The organism is Exiguobacterium mexicanum (genome assembly GCF_005960665.1).
GTDB lineage: Bacteria > Bacillota > Bacilli > Exiguobacteriales > Exiguobacteriaceae > Exiguobacterium > Exiguobacterium mexicanum_A.
Window position 1 is genome coordinate 604,659 of record NZ_CP040676.1, and the last position, 15,572, is coordinate 620,230.

14 protein-coding genes and 1 riboswitch are annotated in these 15,572 nt (G+C 55.6%); of the genes, 11 read left to right on the forward strand and 3 right to left on the reverse strand.

The features are described from left to right. Positions 1-12: 12 nt before the first annotated feature. Entirely contained in the window at positions 13-1,695 is a 1,683-nt protein-coding gene (locus FED52_RS03565) for a GGDEF domain-containing protein (protein ID WP_138858985.1), read from the forward strand. Positions 1,696-2,085: 390 nt separating this feature from the next. Here the strand turns inward: FED52_RS03565 and FED52_RS03570 are convergent, their stop codons facing one another. Further along, on the reverse strand, positions 2,086-2,727 hold the full coding sequence (locus tag FED52_RS03570) for a homing endonuclease associated repeat-containing protein (RefSeq protein WP_236634549.1): 642 nt from the start codon (positions 2,725-2,727) through the stop codon (positions 2,086-2,088). A gap of 450 nt (positions 2,728-3,177) precedes the next feature. Between FED52_RS03570 and FED52_RS03575 the strand changes: the two genes are divergently transcribed. From FED52_RS03575 to FED52_RS03600, 6 genes are all read left to right on the forward strand, one after another. Continuing rightward, the gene (locus FED52_RS03575; RefSeq protein ID WP_138858986.1) at positions 3,178-3,990 is read left to right on the forward strand and encodes an undecaprenyl-diphosphate phosphatase; all 813 of its coding nucleotides are present in this window, start codon (positions 3,178-3,180) and stop codon (positions 3,988-3,990) included. Between the two features lie 93 nt (positions 3,991-4,083). Continuing rightward, positions 4,084-4,226: riboswitch (FMN riboswitch) on the forward strand. Between the two features lie 152 nt (positions 4,227-4,378). Then, on the forward strand, positions 4,379-5,458 hold the full coding sequence (ribD, locus tag FED52_RS03580) for a bifunctional diaminohydroxyphosphoribosylaminopyrimidine deaminase/5-amino-6-(5-phosphoribosylamino)uracil reductase RibD (protein WP_138858987.1): 1,080 nt from the start codon (positions 4,379-4,381) through the stop codon (positions 5,456-5,458). Beyond that, positions 5,439-6,080, forward strand: coding sequence for a riboflavin synthase (ribE, locus tag FED52_RS03585; RefSeq protein WP_138858988.1), 642 nt, complete (start codon positions 5,439-5,441; stop codon positions 6,078-6,080). The genes ribD and ribE overlap by 20 nt, the downstream gene beginning before the upstream one ends. Then, positions 6,080-7,264: a 3,4-dihydroxy-2-butanone-4-phosphate synthase gene (ribB, locus tag FED52_RS03590; protein ID WP_138858989.1), complete on the forward strand. Its 1,185-nt coding sequence runs from the start codon at positions 6,080-6,082 to the stop codon at positions 7,262-7,264. The genes ribE and ribB overlap by 1 nt, the downstream gene beginning before the upstream one ends. Further along, positions 7,261-7,725, forward strand: coding sequence for a 6,7-dimethyl-8-ribityllumazine synthase (gene ribH / locus FED52_RS03595; RefSeq protein WP_138858990.1), 465 nt, complete (start codon positions 7,261-7,263; stop codon positions 7,723-7,725). Before ribB ends, ribH begins: the two co-directional genes overlap by 4 nt. A gap of 94 nt (positions 7,726-7,819) precedes the next feature. Beyond that, entirely contained in the window at positions 7,820-8,635 is an 816-nt protein-coding gene (locus tag FED52_RS03600; protein ID WP_138860272.1) for a ZIP family metal transporter, read from the forward strand. Between the two features lie 85 nt (positions 8,636-8,720). Here FED52_RS03600 and pruA read toward each other — a convergent pair whose 3' ends face one another. Next, the gene (gene pruA / locus FED52_RS03605; RefSeq protein ID WP_034778762.1) at positions 8,721-10,265 is read right to left on the reverse strand and encodes an L-glutamate gamma-semialdehyde dehydrogenase; all 1,545 of its coding nucleotides are present in this window, start codon (positions 10,263-10,265) and stop codon (positions 8,721-8,723) included. A gap of 172 nt (positions 10,266-10,437) precedes the next feature. Between pruA and FED52_RS03610 the strand changes: the two genes are divergently transcribed. From FED52_RS03610 to FED52_RS03620, 3 genes are all read left to right on the forward strand, one after another. Further along, entirely contained in the window at positions 10,438-11,253 is an 816-nt protein-coding gene (locus FED52_RS03610) for a nuclear transport factor 2 family protein (protein ID WP_138858991.1), read from the forward strand. Positions 11,254-11,265: 12 nt separating this feature from the next. After that, a complete protein-coding gene (bcp, locus tag FED52_RS03615; protein WP_021066484.1) occupies positions 11,266-11,703 on the forward strand; it encodes a thioredoxin-dependent thiol peroxidase in 438 nt (145 codons plus the stop codon). Positions 11,704-11,934: 231 nt separating this feature from the next. Continuing rightward, a complete protein-coding gene (locus FED52_RS03620; protein WP_138858992.1) occupies positions 11,935-13,311 on the forward strand; it encodes an alanine/glycine:cation symporter family protein in 1,377 nt (458 codons plus the stop codon). A 39-nt stretch (positions 13,312-13,350) separates the two neighbouring features. Here the strand turns inward: FED52_RS03620 and FED52_RS03625 are convergent, their stop codons facing one another. Then, positions 13,351-15,054 (reverse strand): methyl-accepting chemotaxis protein, encoded by a 1,704-nt coding sequence (locus tag FED52_RS03625; protein WP_138858993.1) that lies wholly within the window; start codon positions 15,052-15,054, stop codon positions 13,351-13,353. 218 nt (positions 15,055-15,272) lie between these two features. Here FED52_RS03625 and gatC point away from each other — a divergent pair, with 218 nt between their 5' ends. Continuing rightward, positions 15,273-15,563 (forward strand): Asp-tRNA(Asn)/Glu-tRNA(Gln) amidotransferase subunit GatC, encoded by a 291-nt coding sequence (gene gatC, locus FED52_RS03630; RefSeq protein WP_021066487.1) that lies wholly within the window; start codon positions 15,273-15,275, stop codon positions 15,561-15,563. Positions 15,564-15,572 lie beyond the last annotated feature (9 nt).

A 15,572-nucleotide genomic window follows, 5' to 3' on the forward strand; every position in this document is an offset into this window, starting at 1 on the left:
AGGGGGGAGACGATGCGATTTCGGAAGTACCTCATCAGAAGCTGGTTCTCGTGGTCGCTCGTCTTCATGGGAATCCTCGCCTACATGTGGCTCGGCATCGGTACGTTTGATTGGTCGTTATTTTGGTTCATCTTCACGCTCGGCGCCCTGTTCGTCATGAACCCGCTCAAGCGGCGGCACCTTCACTTTACGTTCCATGAGATGTTCGTCTTCATGACGTTCTTCTTGTACGGCCTGTTGCCGGCCTTGTTGATGGGACAGCTCCTCTTACTCACGTTTCAGGCCCGGACGTTCACGAACAAAGTCGGACGTCGGCGTTTTTTGCATTTCTATCCGCTCAATACGTTGATCGAGGCGATGCTCCTCGTCTTGCCGGGGCTCGTCTATTTGCGGCTCGGCGGACAGATTGGACCGAACGTTCATTTGCTCGAACAAGGTACGGCGCTGATTGGCTTCTTTGCCGTCTTGTTCCTCGTCCTCGGCTTCAGTTTCCTGCTATCGCGGTTCTTGATTGGGGAACGGATCCCGCTCCCGATCATGTGGCGCCTGCTCCGCTTTGACTGGCTCGTTATCTCGCTCGAGCTGTTGTTCACGATGGTCGCCATCGAGGCGTTCCAACAGTTCGGATACACGGGGCTGATGGCGACGTTCCTCATCCTATCGCTCCTCAAGATGGGGTTATCGAAAGCGACGGAGACCGAAGAGACGCAGTCGAAGATCGATCAAGTCGAACGGTTGAAAGAGCAACTGTACCGCGTCGACAACGAGCAACTGCTCATCGAGAAGTTTTGGAACGGGCTCCGGGAAGTCGTCGAGCTCGAGCGCGGCTGGCTCCAAGTCAATCGGGACGGGCACCGGACGTTTTATGATATCGGCGGCCGTACGTCCACCCCCGTCGCCGACGCCTCCACACTCGAACGGCACCGCGACGCGGAAGAACCATACTTTGTGTATGATTCGCTTCATGAGTGGCATCCCGACCTGCAGGCACATCAAACCGAGCTCCATCATTCGGCACTCGTCATCCAACCGGTGTCGAGCACGACGAACGCGGTCAGCTGTATGATCTCGACGACGGCGAACGGGGCTTATGACGGGGCGATCGCCGTCGAGCTCCATCGCCTGTTGAAGACACTGTCCTGGTCGCTCGAACGGATCGACGAGCGGAACCGTCTCCAACATGAAAGTTTGACCGATCCGATGACGGGACTCCCGAACCAGCGGGCGCTCAAGCGGTGGACGAAAGAGCGGTTGAACGATGTCGCATCATATCCGTTGTCGGTGTTCTTGGTCGACCTTGATCATTTCAAGGCGATCAACGACACGTACGGTCATGCGTTCGGTGATGAGGTGTTGATCGAGGCTGGGGCGTTGTTCACGCGTCTCATCCGAAGCGGGGATCTCGTCACGCGGTACGGCGGCGAAGAGTTCGTTTTCGTCTTCCCACGCATGGATGAGGCTGCTGCTATCGTGACGGGGGAGAAGATTCGTCAAGCGCTCCGCAACCATCCGTTTGGCTCGGAAGGAATTCGCGTCCAGGTGACGGCGAGCATCGGCATCGAGACGATCCACGAGTACGAGGATCTCGATACATTGCTCCGCCACGCCGACCGGGCCATGTACGTCGGTGCGAAATTCAATGGACGGGACCGGGTCGCCCATTACCGCGACACGTCGACGGAACGGATTCAATGATGAAGGAGAACACCGGCTCATCGGTGTTCTCCTTTTTTGTCTGATCGACATGAACGATGCTTGGGCCGATGCGCTCCGTTCCTGGGGCGATGCGGATGCCTCCGCAGCGCGTGCCGCGCTTTACGGGGTCATCCTTGCATCGCTCTCCCCTAGGAGTTCGGGCACCGGCCTAGGCGCCGTTGAACGAATGTTAAATCGAATTCGATTCGCTCGTCCCTCGGCGCCCCGACTCTTGCAGGACAGCAATCCGACGGAGACCCAGCAGCGTAAGCGATGCGGCTCCGGGATTGCCTGCAGAAAGCGTGGGCGCCGAAAGGACGAGCGACAACGGTACACCTACAAAATAAAGGAGGACACCGGATACCCGGCGTCCTCCTTATGAATGAAAGATTATAATTTCTGATTGAAGATGTCTGACTCGACCGCGTGAATCGCCGCCGACCACGAGCCGTAACGATGAAGGATGGCTTTCGTGGATGGTTTGTTGTTTCGTTTTGCCCATTCGCGATACGCTTCAAAGGAAAGAGAGAAGCCCATCTCGTGAATCGCTTCACGGAGTGCGTTCGAGAGCTCGGATTTGGAATAGGTCACACTCGCTTCAAGTCCGGCCTCGGCACACGCATCGTGCCATGAGCCGAACGTCTTGACGATATGGTAATGGCTCGGTGCTTTCGGATGAAGCTTGCGCCATTCCTGATATTTTTTGAGCGTGATAATCGATCCCATGTCACGCGAGTAGAGGGCAAGCGTCTCGATGATATCTTCGCGCGTGTACTTCGGCATTTTATCCGGGAGGTCGACGGTCGCCTCTCCATGCCATTCGTAGCCGGCGATGGCGAGCGCCTCGGCCCATGACCCGAACTGTCGGATAATCGACTCGGGAGATGGCCAGCTTTGTTCCATCGCGAAGCGACGATACACAGAGCGACGTGGACGTTCCTTCAACAAGTCGCCGAGTAGACGGATACAGTGAATCATCCTCTGTTGCTCGGTGGACAAGTGGTGGGATTTAGTGGATAGCGTTTGACTCAATGATGGTTCCTCCTTCCATGGACTCATATCTGAACCGACAAAGATTACGAAATTGCTTCTACAATCATACTATCGGCCAGTTTTTACAATTTATAAGTGCATTTTTCAAGTTTTTCATACCAAATTTGAAACGGGATAGGTCTAAGGTCTGGTATGAAATTAGAAAAAATGGTAACAGTTCTATTACAAATTTAATAGTAAATGGGTTCAATTGTAAACAAAAAGTTTTATGGTGACTGAAATGTCATATTCTGTACGAAAAAGTACCCAACTGGCCAATGGGGTCATCACCGTTGCACCAGTTGAGTACTCTTCTATAATAAATTTAATTTTCAGACTAATCAATGAAAGTTTTGAAAATAACGAATTTTTTTGAAAGGGTGGTCAGTGGAATAGGTGGTCTGCTAAAATAATGGAATTGATGTAAAAACGAAAAGAGGATATTATGATATGACAATATGGTTGTTCTACTTACTGCTCGGTTTGATTCAAGGCTTCACGGAGCCGATCCCAATCTCGTCAAGCGGTCACTTGGTCATCTTCCAAGAGCTGTTTGATATCCAATTACCGGGACTCTCGTTCGAGATTTTCGTGAACTTTGCCTCGCTACTCGCTGTCTTGACGATTTATCGCAAAGACGTCGTCCGTCTCATCGCGAGTCTATGGACGTTCTTATTTAAGAAAGATCGCAGCGACGAGACGATGATTGACGTCAAGTTCATCGGACTCTTGCTCGTCGCGACCGTACCGGCCGGTTTGCTCGGCGTCTTGTTCGGCGATTGGATCGGGGAAACGCTCGGCGGTGTCGCCACGGTTGGTTACACGCTCATCTTGACCGGCCTCGCGCTCTGGTTCATCCGCAACATGCGTGGGAACAAAGGTGACGGCGGCATCACGCTCCGCGACGCGATTTTAATCGGTCTTGCCCAGGCGGTCGCCCTCATCCCAGGAATCAGCCGCTCCGGCGCCACGATCGTCATGGCGATGCTCCTCGGCATCAAACAAGAGTCGGCGCTCCGTTTCTCGTTCTTCTTATTCATCCCGGTCAGTCTCGGGACGATGATTTTAGATGGACCGGCGCTGTTCACGAATCCGGAAACGCGCGAACTGTTCGGACCGCTCATCTTGGCGTTCATCGCCTCGTATGCGCTCACGGCCATCTCGCTCAAATGGTTCCAACACATCATGGCAAAAGGCGAACTCAAATATTTCTCGTTCTATTGCTGGATCGTCGGTCTCCTCGTCGTCCTATTCTTGGCATGATTCTGAAGGCGCTGCTCAAACGAGCGGCGCCTTTTTGCGCATTTCGTTTTGCCATCGATTTATTTTTGCGCTAAAGTGGAATCGTACAAACAAATATTCCTTCGGGGTCGGGTGAAAGTCCCAACCGGCGGTGATAGGCGCGAGCCTTAAGTCCGTGACCCGGGCGCATGTGTGCGAACGGTGGATCTAGTGCGATTCTAGAGCCGACAGTATAGTCTGGATGGGAGAAGGAAACAGAACAGGTCCGCGCGACCTGTAGTTCGTCGTACGTTTTTCTGTAAAGAAAACGCTTATTTGGCTTGACCAAATGACGACCGACACCTCCCACTGAGACCTTGAGGATCATTCCTTGAGGTCTTTTTGTTTGTGCGAAACAAGGAGGGAGATTATGAATCAGTACATGCAACAAGCCATCCAATTGGCCAAGTTCGCCTCATCGACCGGCATCAACCCGCGCGTCGGCGCCGTCGTCGTCAAGGACGGCCGGGTCGTCGGGTTCGGTGCCCACTTGAAAGCAGGAGAAGCGCACGCCGAGGTGCACGCCATCCGCATGGCCGGCGCTGCCGCGTACGGTGCGACGATTTACGTCACGCTCGAACCGTGCTCGCATCACGGCAAGACGCCACCGTGCGCCGATCTGCTCGTCGAGTCCGGCATCAAGCGTGCCGTCGTCGCGATGGAAGACCCGAACCCACTCGTGTCAGGGCGCGGCATCGCCCGATTGAAAGCGGCCGGGATTGACGTCGAGGTCGGACTGCTCGAAAGCGAGGCGCGAGCGCTCAATACGGCGTTCTTGCGGTCGCTCGAGACGAGACGACCGTACGTCATCTTGAAGACGGCGACGAGCCTCGACGGCAAAGTCGCGCTCGATCACGGTGACAGCAAGTGGGTGACCGGGACAGTAGCGAGACGGGACGTCCATGAACTGCGGGCGACGGTCGACGCCGTTTTGACCGGTGTCGGCACCGTCCTCGCCGACGATCCGGCACTCACCGTCCGGCTCGACCGTGAGACGACACAACCGCTCCGAATCGTGCTCGACCGTGAGTTGCGTACGCCGCTCTCGAGTCAGCTCGTCCGAACGGCGACCGACGTACCGGTGCTTCTATACACGACTTCGGACGACCAAACAAAACGTGACGCGCTGACAGCGAATGGCGTCGAAATCGCCGACTACACGTCGCTCGAAGCTGTCCTGCAAGACGTCTACGCACGCGGCATCGGTCGTATGCTCGTCGAAGCGGGACCGACACTCGTCACTTCACTCTTGGACGGACAGTTCGTCGACGAGTGGGTCATGTACCAGTCGCCACGCGTATTCGGCGGCAAGGGCGGTTTCTACCGCTCGCATCATGATGGGCCGCTCGATGCGGTCGAACGGTATGAGGTTCAATCGGTCGAGACGGTCGGCACCGACATCAAACTGATCATGCGAAAGGAGGAGTCCGATGTTCACGGGAATCGTTGAAGAGATTGGCAGTGTCAAGGCAGTAAAGCGGAACGGTCCGTCTCTCCGGCTCACGCTCGCCGGACAGGTCGTCCTCGAGGATGTGAAGCTCGGTGACAGCATCTCCGTCAACGGCATCTGTCTCACCGTGACGACGTTCGACCGCGACAGTTTCTCGGTCGACGTCATGCCGGAGACGCTCAAGGCGTCGAGTCTCGACGGGGTCTGCCCCGGTACGAGCGTCAACTTGGAGCGGGCCATGCCCGCGAACGGACGCTTCGGTGGCCATTTCGTCTCGGGTCACGTCGACGGGGTCGGACGCATCGTCAAAAAACGGTCGCTCGCGAACGCCGTCTATGTCGACATCAGCTGTGAGCCGTCGCTCCTCCGCTATATCGTCCCGAAAGGTTCGATTTCGGTCGACGGGACGAGCTTGACGGTGTTTGATGTCACCGAACGCGGATTCACGTTGTCGCTTATCCCGCATACTTACAGTGAGACGGTGCTAGGGATGAAACAGGCAGGAGACGCGGTCAATTTGGAATGTGACATGTTAGCTAAATATATGGAAAAACTCGTAAGTCAAAAACCGATGACGCTCGAATCGCTGGCGTCGCAAGGGTATGGAAAGGCGGGATGGTAATGTTCCACACGATTGAAGAAGCAGTCGAAGACTTGAAGATGGGACGACCGATTATCGTCGTCGACGATGAGGACCGTGAGAACGAAGGGGACTTCGTCGTGCTCGCGGATAAAATGACCGCAGAGACGATGAACTTCCTCATCACGGAAGGGAAAGGACTCGTCTGCGCCTCCCTCGCCGAAGAAGTGGCCGTCCGGATCGACTTGCAGCCGATGGTCGCAAACAGCACCGATCCACACGGGACGGCGTTCACGGTCAGCGTCGATCACATCGATTCGACGACGGGCATCTCGGCGAGCGAACGGGCGCATACAGTGCGCGAACTCGCGAACATCAACGCCCGTCCGGCTGATTTTCAACGTCCGGGACATATCTTCCCGCTCATCGCGAAAAAAGGCGGCGTCTCGGTACGACGTGGACATACAGAAGCGTCGGTCGACTTGGCGCGACTCGCCGGAAGTGAACCGGTCGCCGTCATCTGTGAGATTATCCGCCCGGACGGCGAGATGGCCCGGGTGCCGGACCTTGAACGCGTCGCGGAAGCGCATGGTTTAAAGTTCATCACGATCGAGGCGCTCGTCCGCTATATGGAGACGGACCTCGCCAGTCGAGAGGCGGACGTCTCGCTCCCCTCGGTGAAAGGGGACTTCCGATTGATCGGGTATCGGAACGTCCTCGACCGGGAAGAGCACGTCGCACTCCTGAAAGGTGAACTCAAACATGCGCCGCTCGTCCGCATCCATTCCGAGTGTCTGACCGGCGACGTGTTCGGCTCCTATCGTTGCGATTGCGGGCCACAACTCGACACAGCGATGGCGAAAGTGGAAGCCGAAGGCGGTGTCATCTTGTACATGCGACAAGAAGGGCGCGGCATCGGTCTGCTCAACAAGTTGAAGGCGTACGAACTACAAGAACAAGGGCTTGATACGGTCGAGGCGAACGTCGCGCTCGGTCTGCACGCCGATTTACGCGATTACCGGGTCAGCGCGGCGATGCTTCGTGACCTCGGGATCACGAACGTCCGGCTCATGACGAACAACCCGGAAAAAGTCGACGCCTTGGAAGCGTGCGGGATCACGGTCATCGAACGTGTCCCGATTATCGTCGGCGCCCATGCAGCGAACGAGAAGTACCGAATGACGAAACAACAAAAAATGAACCACTTTGGAGGAGAAAAATCATGATGCATACATTTGAAGGAAACTTGGTCGGAAAAGGCTTGAAAGTCGGAATCGTCGTCGGACGGTTCAATGATTTCATCACGATGCGCTTGCTGGACGGGGCGAAAGATGCGCTCAAGCGCCACGGCGTCGAACAAGATGACGTCGAGATCGCATTCGTCCCGGGAGCGTTCGAACTCCCCCTCGTCGCCAAAAAGATGGCGATGAGCAAGAAATATGACGCCGTCATCACACTCGGTGCCGTCATCCGCGGGGCGACGCCGCACTTCGACTACGTCTGCAGCGAAGCGGCGAAAGGTGTCGCCCAAGCAAGTTATCAGTCAGAAGTACCGGTCATCTTCGGCGTCTTGACGACCGAGACGATCGAGCAGGCCATCGAGCGCGCCGGTACGAAAGCCGGAAATAAAGGGTGGGAAGCAGCGACGGCGGCCATCGAGATGGCGAACTTGATGCGCGCGTTTTAATAGTATGGAGGAGAGCGAACCGGCTCTCCTTTTTTTGTCGTTAGCAACGCGTGTGTCCCGGGAAAAGAATAAGGTGAAAAGGGGGGCGACGGTGATGTGGGAATGGGTGGCTCAACTGAGCCCGGCCATGCAGGCACTGCTCGGGACGATGTTCACGTGGGGGATGACCGCGCTTGGGGCGGCCATCGTCTTTATGACGAAGTCGATCAACGCGCGGTTGATGGACAGTATGCTCGGGTTTGCCGGCGGGGTCATGATCGCCGCTAGTTTTTGGTCACTCCTTGCGCCAGCCATCGAGATGGCGGAGCAAGACGCGATGCCGGCTTTGTTGCCGACCACCGTCGGCTTTTTAGCGGGCGGTCTGTTTTTGGCGGTCGTCGATAAACTGATCCCGCACGTGCATCCGACATCTCCGATTGAGGACGCGGAAGGTATCCGCCCGCAAAAACGAAAGCGGAGCACGTTGCTCGTCTTGGCGATCACGCTGCACAACATTCCGGAAGGACTGGCCGTCGGCGTCGCCTTCGGGGCGGTCGCGGCCGATTTCCCGTCCGCTTCGCTGACGGGTGCCATCGCGTTGGCCATCGGGATCGGCATTCAAAACTTTCCGGAAGGGGCTGCCGTGTCGCTTCCGCTCAGGCGGGACGGCCTCTCTCGACGCCGCAGCTTTTTCTACGGCCAGTTATCGGGCATGGTCGAACCAGCGGCTGCCTTGGTCGGTGTCTGGGCCGTGCTCGTCATGGAGCCGCTGTTGCCGTTCGCGCTCAGCTTTGCCGCCGGGGCGATGATTTTCGTCGTCGTCGAAGAGGTCATCCCGGGGTCGCAAGAGAACGGACATAAAGACATGGCGTCGATGGCGCTCATGCTCGGCTTCACGATCATGATGATTTTAGATGTAGCGCTCGGGTGAGGGGATGACAAAAGGAGCGCTGACGGTTGCGTCGGCGCTCCTTTATGTAGTGAACAGCCCGGCTCAAATGAGCCGGGCTGATGGATTAAAACGTCTCAGACGTCGTTTTTGCTTGCATGTGGAGTTGGATATAATCCGGTCCGCCTGCTTTTGAGTCTGTGCCTGACATGTTGAACCCGCCGAACGGCTGATAGCCGACGATGGCGCCTGTGCAGCCACGGTTGAAATACAAGTTGCCGACGTGGAAGTTCTGACGCGCGTACTCTTGGTTTGAGCGGTCACGCGTGAGGACGGCACCCGTCAAGCCGTATTCCGTGTTGTTGGCGATGTCGATCGCTTCTTTGAAATCTTTCGCTTTCGTGAAGGCGACGATCGGTCCAAAGATCTCTTCTTGCATGAGACGTGCTTTCGGTGCGACGTCGGCGACGACCGTCGGCTCGACGAAGTAGCCTGTCGAGTCGTCAGCTTTTCCGCCGGCGACGATCTTGCCTTCTTCTTTGGCGACATCGAAGTATGATGTGATCTTCTTGAACGCGGCCGCATCGATGACCGGTCCCATGAAGTGTTCGTTCTGCTCCGTGTTGCCGACCGAGAGTTCGTTCGTCAATTCGACGACGCGATCGAGCACCGTGTCATACACGCTGTCGACGATGACGGCACGTGAACAAGCCGAACATTTTTGACCTGAGAAACCGAATGCCGATTTGACGATCGATTGGGCCGCGAGTTCGAGGTCCGCTGATTCGTCGACGACGATCGTGTCTTTTCCGCCCATCTCAGCGATGACGCGTTTGAGCCAGATTTGGCCGTCGTTCAATTTCGAAGCGCGCTCGTTGATGCGCAAGCCCACGTCACGTGAACCTGTGAAGCTGATGAAGCGTGTCTTCGGATGGTCGACGAGGTAGTCACCGACTTCAGCGCCTGGTCCTGGGATGAAGTTGAGGACACCTTTCGGCAAGCCTGCTTCTTCCATGACCTCGACGAATTTCGCAGCGACGATCGGTGTCGTCGAAGCTGGTTTCAAGAGGATCGTGTTACCGGCGACGATGGCCGCGACGGCCGTCCCTGCCATGATCGCGAACGGGAAGTTCCAAGGGCTGATGACGATCCCGACCCCGAGTGGGATGTAGTCATAGCGGTTGTATTCGCCCGGACGGCTCTCGACTTTTTTACCTGGTTTGAGTTCGAGCATTTGACGTGCGTAGTACTCCATGAAGTCGATCGCTTCCGCTGTATCCGCGTCTGCTTCGTTCCACGGCTTGCCTGCCTCTTTGACGAGGTAGGCCGAGAACTCGTGCTTGCGTTTGCGGACGATGTTCGCCGCTTTGAACAAGACGTCGGCACGGACGGCCGGGTCGACGTGACGCCATGAGTCGAACGCAGTGAGCGCTTCTTGCATCGCACGCTCCGCGAGCTCTTGGTTCGCTTTCGAGACGTGTCCGATGACTTCTTCTTTGTTAGCTGGGTTGTAAGACGTGATTTTGCTTTCCGTCGTAACTTTTTCCCCACCGATTACGAGCGGATAGTCTTTCCCGAGCTCACCGTTCACTTTCTCGATTGCCGCTTGGATGGCTGCGGCATTCTCTTTGTTTGTAAAGTCTGTGAATGGTTCATGTTTGTATGGAATCATTCTCGTTCCCCCTTAAAAAGTGATCAAGCAGTTAAGCGCTTACGTCTGTATTGTATCGAAAATCTTGGTGAAATCCTAGTGAAACAATTTTCCAGAAAAGCTTGTCGTTTTCGCTCGAAATCGAGTCGTGGTAGGATGAGGGTACAGGACGACTTGCGAAGGGAATGATTGAATGAACAAGTGGATGATGCCGCTCGCGCTGACCGTGTTGCTCGCGGGATGCGGGACGGCAGACGAAACGCCGACGGAAGAGGCGGCCGAAGAGACGAAAACGCCGCTCCCGGAAGCGGTCGAGACCTTGTATACGTCATACCAACAAGCGCTCGAAAACGGTGATGCGGCGGCACTCAAAGCCATCGACTATGCGGGCGAGTTGACTGACATCCCGGCGACCGGTGCCGAGATGCGTGGCCTCACGCCAGGCGATATGTACGAGAGCTGGGTGAACGAGGACGGGGACGTCGCGTTCATCGTCCATGAGATGGAGGACGCGGACGGCAATGAACTGCCGAACCGACTCTCGAAAGTCGCTATCAAAGAAGGGGGGGACTGGAAACTCGTCGTCACCCCGGCTCTTATCCCGGCCGACGTGATTGGGGAAGTTGGCGACATGTTGACGGGAATCGAGGCGAACGAGTACGGCGTGAATGCAGAAGCGAACGCCCGTCTCGCCGAAGTGCCGGAAGACGAGGCTGGCCCGATTTATGACCAAGTGAACGCCCAGACCGACTACGTCGCGCTCGAGGCCGACAATAACGTCTTCTTGCTCATGGCCGAGACGCTCACGGTGCCGGAGAACCAAGACACGATGGCCAACTACTTCGAGGCGTACCGGACGTGGTATACCGACAATGAGGCGGCACTTAAAAAGGCCGCTGCAACAGAAGATCCGGTCGAGTATCTCGAAGTGCTCGAACCGCTCAAACAAAAATTAGAACAAGCGATCGACGGTTATGACGAGAATCTCGTCGACCCGTCGTTCGGATAAGGAGGAAGCAACATGTTAGCACCGACATTCACATTACCGAACCAAAATGGGGACATGATCTCGCTCGAGGACTACCGGGGCCAGAAAGTCGTGCTTTATTTCTACCCGAAGGACGCGACACCGGGTTGTACGACCGAGGCATGTGACTTCCGCGATGCGACACCGCGATTGAACGGGGCCGTCGTCCTCGGCATCTCGGCCGACAGCCAGAAGAAGCACCAAAACTTCATCGCCAAACATGAGCTGCCGTTCGATTTGCTCGTTGACGACACGCATGAGGTGTCGGAGCTATACGGCGTTTGGCAATTGAAAAAGAATTACGGGAAAGAGTACTATGGCATCGTCCGTTCGACGTTCCTCATCAACGAGGACGGCTATATCGAACAGGAATGGCGTAGTGTGAAAGTGAACGGACACGTCGACGAGGTCGTCGCGGCGCTCACGACATGAAACGAGACGGCTTCCAAAACGGGGGCCGTTTTTTTGTGCGCCTCGCATTACAATTTTATTTCAAATACTAAATTCAGAATTAGGTTAAGATAAAGCGCAAAAGTGGTATATTACAAAAATATTACACGACACCGGACCGGATTAATGCCTTGTCAACTTGACGAAGTTGAGAATGTTCTGAAAAATATGAAGGGACGGTGAACACCAGATTTACATAGGGGGCAGAGTAGCATGGAGCAATTTGAAGCGGTCTTGACGAGTCTATCGAATCTCGTCTGGGGACCACATTTGTTGATTCTATTGATTGGGACCGGGATTTACTTGACGTTCCGGCTCGGCTTTATCCAAGTGACACGTCTCGGTGTCGGTTTGAAAGAAGCGTTCATCCCGAAACAGCAGACGGACGCAGAGGTCGCGAAACAGAAGCGGCAGCGCGGGGATATCTCACATTTCCAAGCACTCATGACGGCGCTCGCGGCCACGGTCGGGACCGGCAACATGGTGGGCGTCGCGACGGCGGTCGTCCTTGGGGGACCGGGCGCCATCGTCTGGATGTGGCTCTCCGGTTTCATCGGAATGGCGACGAAGTATGCCGAGGCGATTCTCGCCGTCAAATATCGTGTCGTCGATGAGCGGGGCGAGATTGCCGGCGGGCCGATGTATTATTTGGAGCACGGATTGAAGAAAAAATGGCTCGGTATGACGTTCGCCTTGTTCGCTGCGATTGCCGCGTTCGGTATCGGTAACGGCGTCCAAACGAACTCGATCAGTATGGCGCTCAATACGTCATTCGGAATTCCGATGCTCGTGACGGGTATCGTGCTCATGGTACTTACAGGATTCGTCATCCTCGGTGGCGTCAAATCAATCGGGAAAGTCGTCAGTGTGTTCGTACCGGTCATGATTATCGGTTATGTCGGGGGCGGACTCGTTATCCTCGTCATGAACTTCGAGTTGATTCCGTCGGCATTCGCGACCATCTTCTCGAGCACGTTCAGTGCGGAGGCCATCGGCGGCGGGGCGCTCGGTGCGGCCATACGTTACGGAGTTGCCCGAGGCGTGTTCTCGAACGAGGCGGGTCTCGGTTCGGCGCCGATCGCAGCTGCTGCCGCGAAGACCGATTTCCCGGGACGGCAAGCGCTCGTCTCGATGACGCAAGTATTGATCGATACGCTCATCGTCTGTTCGATCACCGGATTGACGATCGTCATGAGCGGTCAATATACGGGCGGGCTCCAAGGTATCGAGTTGACGCAAGCGTCATTCGCTTACTTCCTCGGCCCGATCGGGGAACTCATCGTCACGATCTCGCTCGTCTTCTTCGCTTTCTCGACGGTCATCGGCTGGTGCTATTACGGCGAACGGTCGGTCTATTATCTGCTCGGGGAGAAAGCGATCGTTCCGTATCGGATGATGTATATCCTCGTCGCTGGACTTGGTGCGATGACGACGAACTTGAATCTGATTTGGGCGATCTCGGACGTCTTCAACGGACTGATGGCGATCCCGAACTTGATTGGTCTCTTGTTCTTGTCGGGTGTCGTCGTCGCCGAGACGAAGCGCTTCGAATTGGAACGGAAAAAAGAATTGCGGCAAGCGGCCGCCTAATCAAAAGGAAGCATCCTCATGCGAGGACGCTTCCTTTTTTCATACTTTGAATTGACCGATCAATTCGTTCAACTCATCCATTTTTTGTTGGGACATCTCGGTGGCCCGGTTCAACTCACTGAACCGGTCGACGGACATCGTCACTTTCTCGGCGATTTCTTGTGTGCCGAGCGCCCCGTTGTTGACCGTGACGGCGACATCTTGGATGACCCCGATCATGTTCGACGTCAACTGTTCGAGTTCGACGGCGGCATCGGCGAATTCTGATGCGGTCGTCTCGAATCGGCCGGCGTCCTCACTGTAATGCTCGGCCGCTTCCTCAAGCTGATCATAGTCTTTCAACACGTTCGTATCGAGGAAACCGAGCATCTCGCTCGACGTGTCATTTAAATGGTCGACGGAGTGGAGCACGGTCGTCGAGATGGCTTGAATCCGTTCGACGGTCGTCCGGCTCGTCTCGGCGAGTTTCCGAATCTCATCGGCGACGACGGCGAACCCGCGTCCCGCTTCACCGGCCCGAGCGGCTTCGATCGAGGCGTTCAAGGACAGGAGATTCGTCTGGGCGGCGATGTCGAGGATGTCATTCGTGAGTGTCGCGATTTCCCGGACGGCTTTGGCGTCCTGCATCGCTTTCTCTAAATTGACACGTGTCGATGACAGGACACTGAGTGCGGACGCTTTCGCCTCGACGGCATGGTCACGCAGGGCGACGGCACGGGCATCGACTTGTGCGGCCTCGGCTTTTCGCTCGGCGGCCATCGTCACGATGTGGTGAAGCGTCCGTTCCATGTCGGAGGCCGACGCGTTCATCTCTTGTGCACTCGCGGCCGTCTGTTGCATGCCGGCTGTCAAGTCCTCTGTCGTCGCGGCGGTCGTCGTCATGTACGTATCAAGCGCTTTCAATTCGTCGTACATGTGAGCGGATTGTTCGGTCACCCCGCGTGACACACCGTTCACTTGAAGGATCAATTGACGGAGGTTGGCGAGGAATTGGTTGAAGTCGCGGGCGAGTCCCGAGAACTCGTCGCGTCGCTTCACCGGGATGGCGGTCGTCAAATCGCCTTGACTCGTGGCGAGTTCGCGCATCTTCAGTTTGAACTCGTTGAGCGGTTCGAAGATCGAGCGGAAGATGAATACCATCATCAATACTGTAAAGACGACAGCCGCAGCCATGATGACCATGAGTGTGAACTGGACTTGCTCGAACAGCGCCGCACCGGATTCCGTGTCAGACCGAATCGCGTCGCGGTTCAAGTTGACGAGCAGACCGAGCGTGTTCGAGAGGGCGTCGGCGGCAGGTGTCGCCGTGTCCCGGATATAGGCATCGGCTGCGGCTTGACCGTCCGTGTTCGAGATGCGGACGAGCTCCTCGATATTCGTTTTAAATGTCGTCCATTGGTCCGTCGCTTGATCGAACAGATCCTGGTCGGCTTTCGTGATGATGGTCGACTCATAACCGCTCATCTGTTGCTCGAGAATCGTGATGCCCGTGTCGAGGTTCGTTTCGACATTTTGCTTCGTCACCTCGTCTTCGACCAAGGCGTGACGCATCATCTGTTGGCGAATCTCAAGCAGCTGTTTATCGACTTGATGAATTTGGTCCATCCCCGGCACCCACGAGACGTTCATATCTTGCTGGGCGGCCTTGGACGCGTTCAATGCATAGAATGAGTAGCCGCTCACCCCGAGCAACAACACGAGCAAGACGGTGAAGGCGACGATCAGTTTGTTACGGATTGACATAGGGATCCTCCTCGAAAAAAAGAATGCTTCTTTCTAAGCATAATGAGATTGAGGGACGGGCCGAATAGGGGTTTTGGGAAACGAGTCAATAGTGTAGGCGGATTTCCTAACTTTTCAAAAAAGACATCAAGATTGGCGAGATGGGATTTTCTTTTTTGTCTTTTAAAAAAGTGGTATGATAATGGACGATGTATTGAAAACTGTTGGAGGTGGAACCTTTGGCTCGAATCACAGAAGCTGAAGTTCGGCACGTCGCCGGACTCGCCCGACTTGCGATCACAGAAGATGAAGTGACGCACTTCACGGAGCAATTGACAAAAATCCTCGAGTTCGCTGAGCAACTCGATGAACTCGATACGACGGGCGTCATCCCGACGACCCATGCCCTAGATTTGAAAAACGTACTACGCAAAGACGAGGTTCGTCCTTCACTTCCACGCGAGGAAGTCGAACGGATGGCACCTGATTGGGAAAACGGCCAAGTTCGTGTCCCAGCGGTCTTTGAATAAGGAGGCCCT

Coding starts and splice junctions, on each gene's coding strand:
- ribH (WP_138858990.1), top strand. CDS start 7,261: ATGATGCATACATTTGAAGGAAACTTGGTCGGAAAAGGCTTGAAAGTC.
- bcp (WP_021066484.1), top strand. CDS start 11,266: ATGTTAGCACCGACATTCACATTACCGAACCAAAATGGGGACATGATC.
- ribD (WP_138858987.1), top strand. CDS start 4,379: ATGAATCAGTACATGCAACAAGCCATCCAATTGGCCAAGTTCGCCTCA.
- FED52_RS03600 (WP_138860272.1), top strand. CDS start 7,820: ATGTGGGAATGGGTGGCTCAACTGAGCCCGGCCATGCAGGCACTGCTC.
- FED52_RS03610 (WP_138858991.1), top strand. CDS start 10,438: ATGAACAAGTGGATGATGCCGCTCGCGCTGACCGTGTTGCTCGCGGGA.
- ribB (WP_138858989.1), top strand. CDS start 6,080: ATGTTCCACACGATTGAAGAAGCAGTCGAAGACTTGAAGATGGGACGA.
- pruA (WP_034778762.1), bottom strand. CDS start 10,265: ATGATTCCATACAAACATGAACCATTCACAGACTTTACAAACAAAGAG.
- FED52_RS03625 (WP_138858993.1), bottom strand. CDS start 15,054: ATGTCAATCCGTAACAAACTGATCGTCGCCTTCACCGTCTTGCTCGTG.
- FED52_RS03565 (WP_138858985.1), top strand. CDS start 13: ATGCGATTTCGGAAGTACCTCATCAGAAGCTGGTTCTCGTGGTCGCTC.
- FED52_RS03575 (WP_138858986.1), top strand. CDS start 3,178: ATGACAATATGGTTGTTCTACTTACTGCTCGGTTTGATTCAAGGCTTC.
- FED52_RS03620 (WP_138858992.1), top strand. CDS start 11,935: ATGGAGCAATTTGAAGCGGTCTTGACGAGTCTATCGAATCTCGTCTGG.
- ribE (WP_138858988.1), top strand. CDS start 5,439: ATGTTCACGGGAATCGTTGAAGAGATTGGCAGTGTCAAGGCAGTAAAG.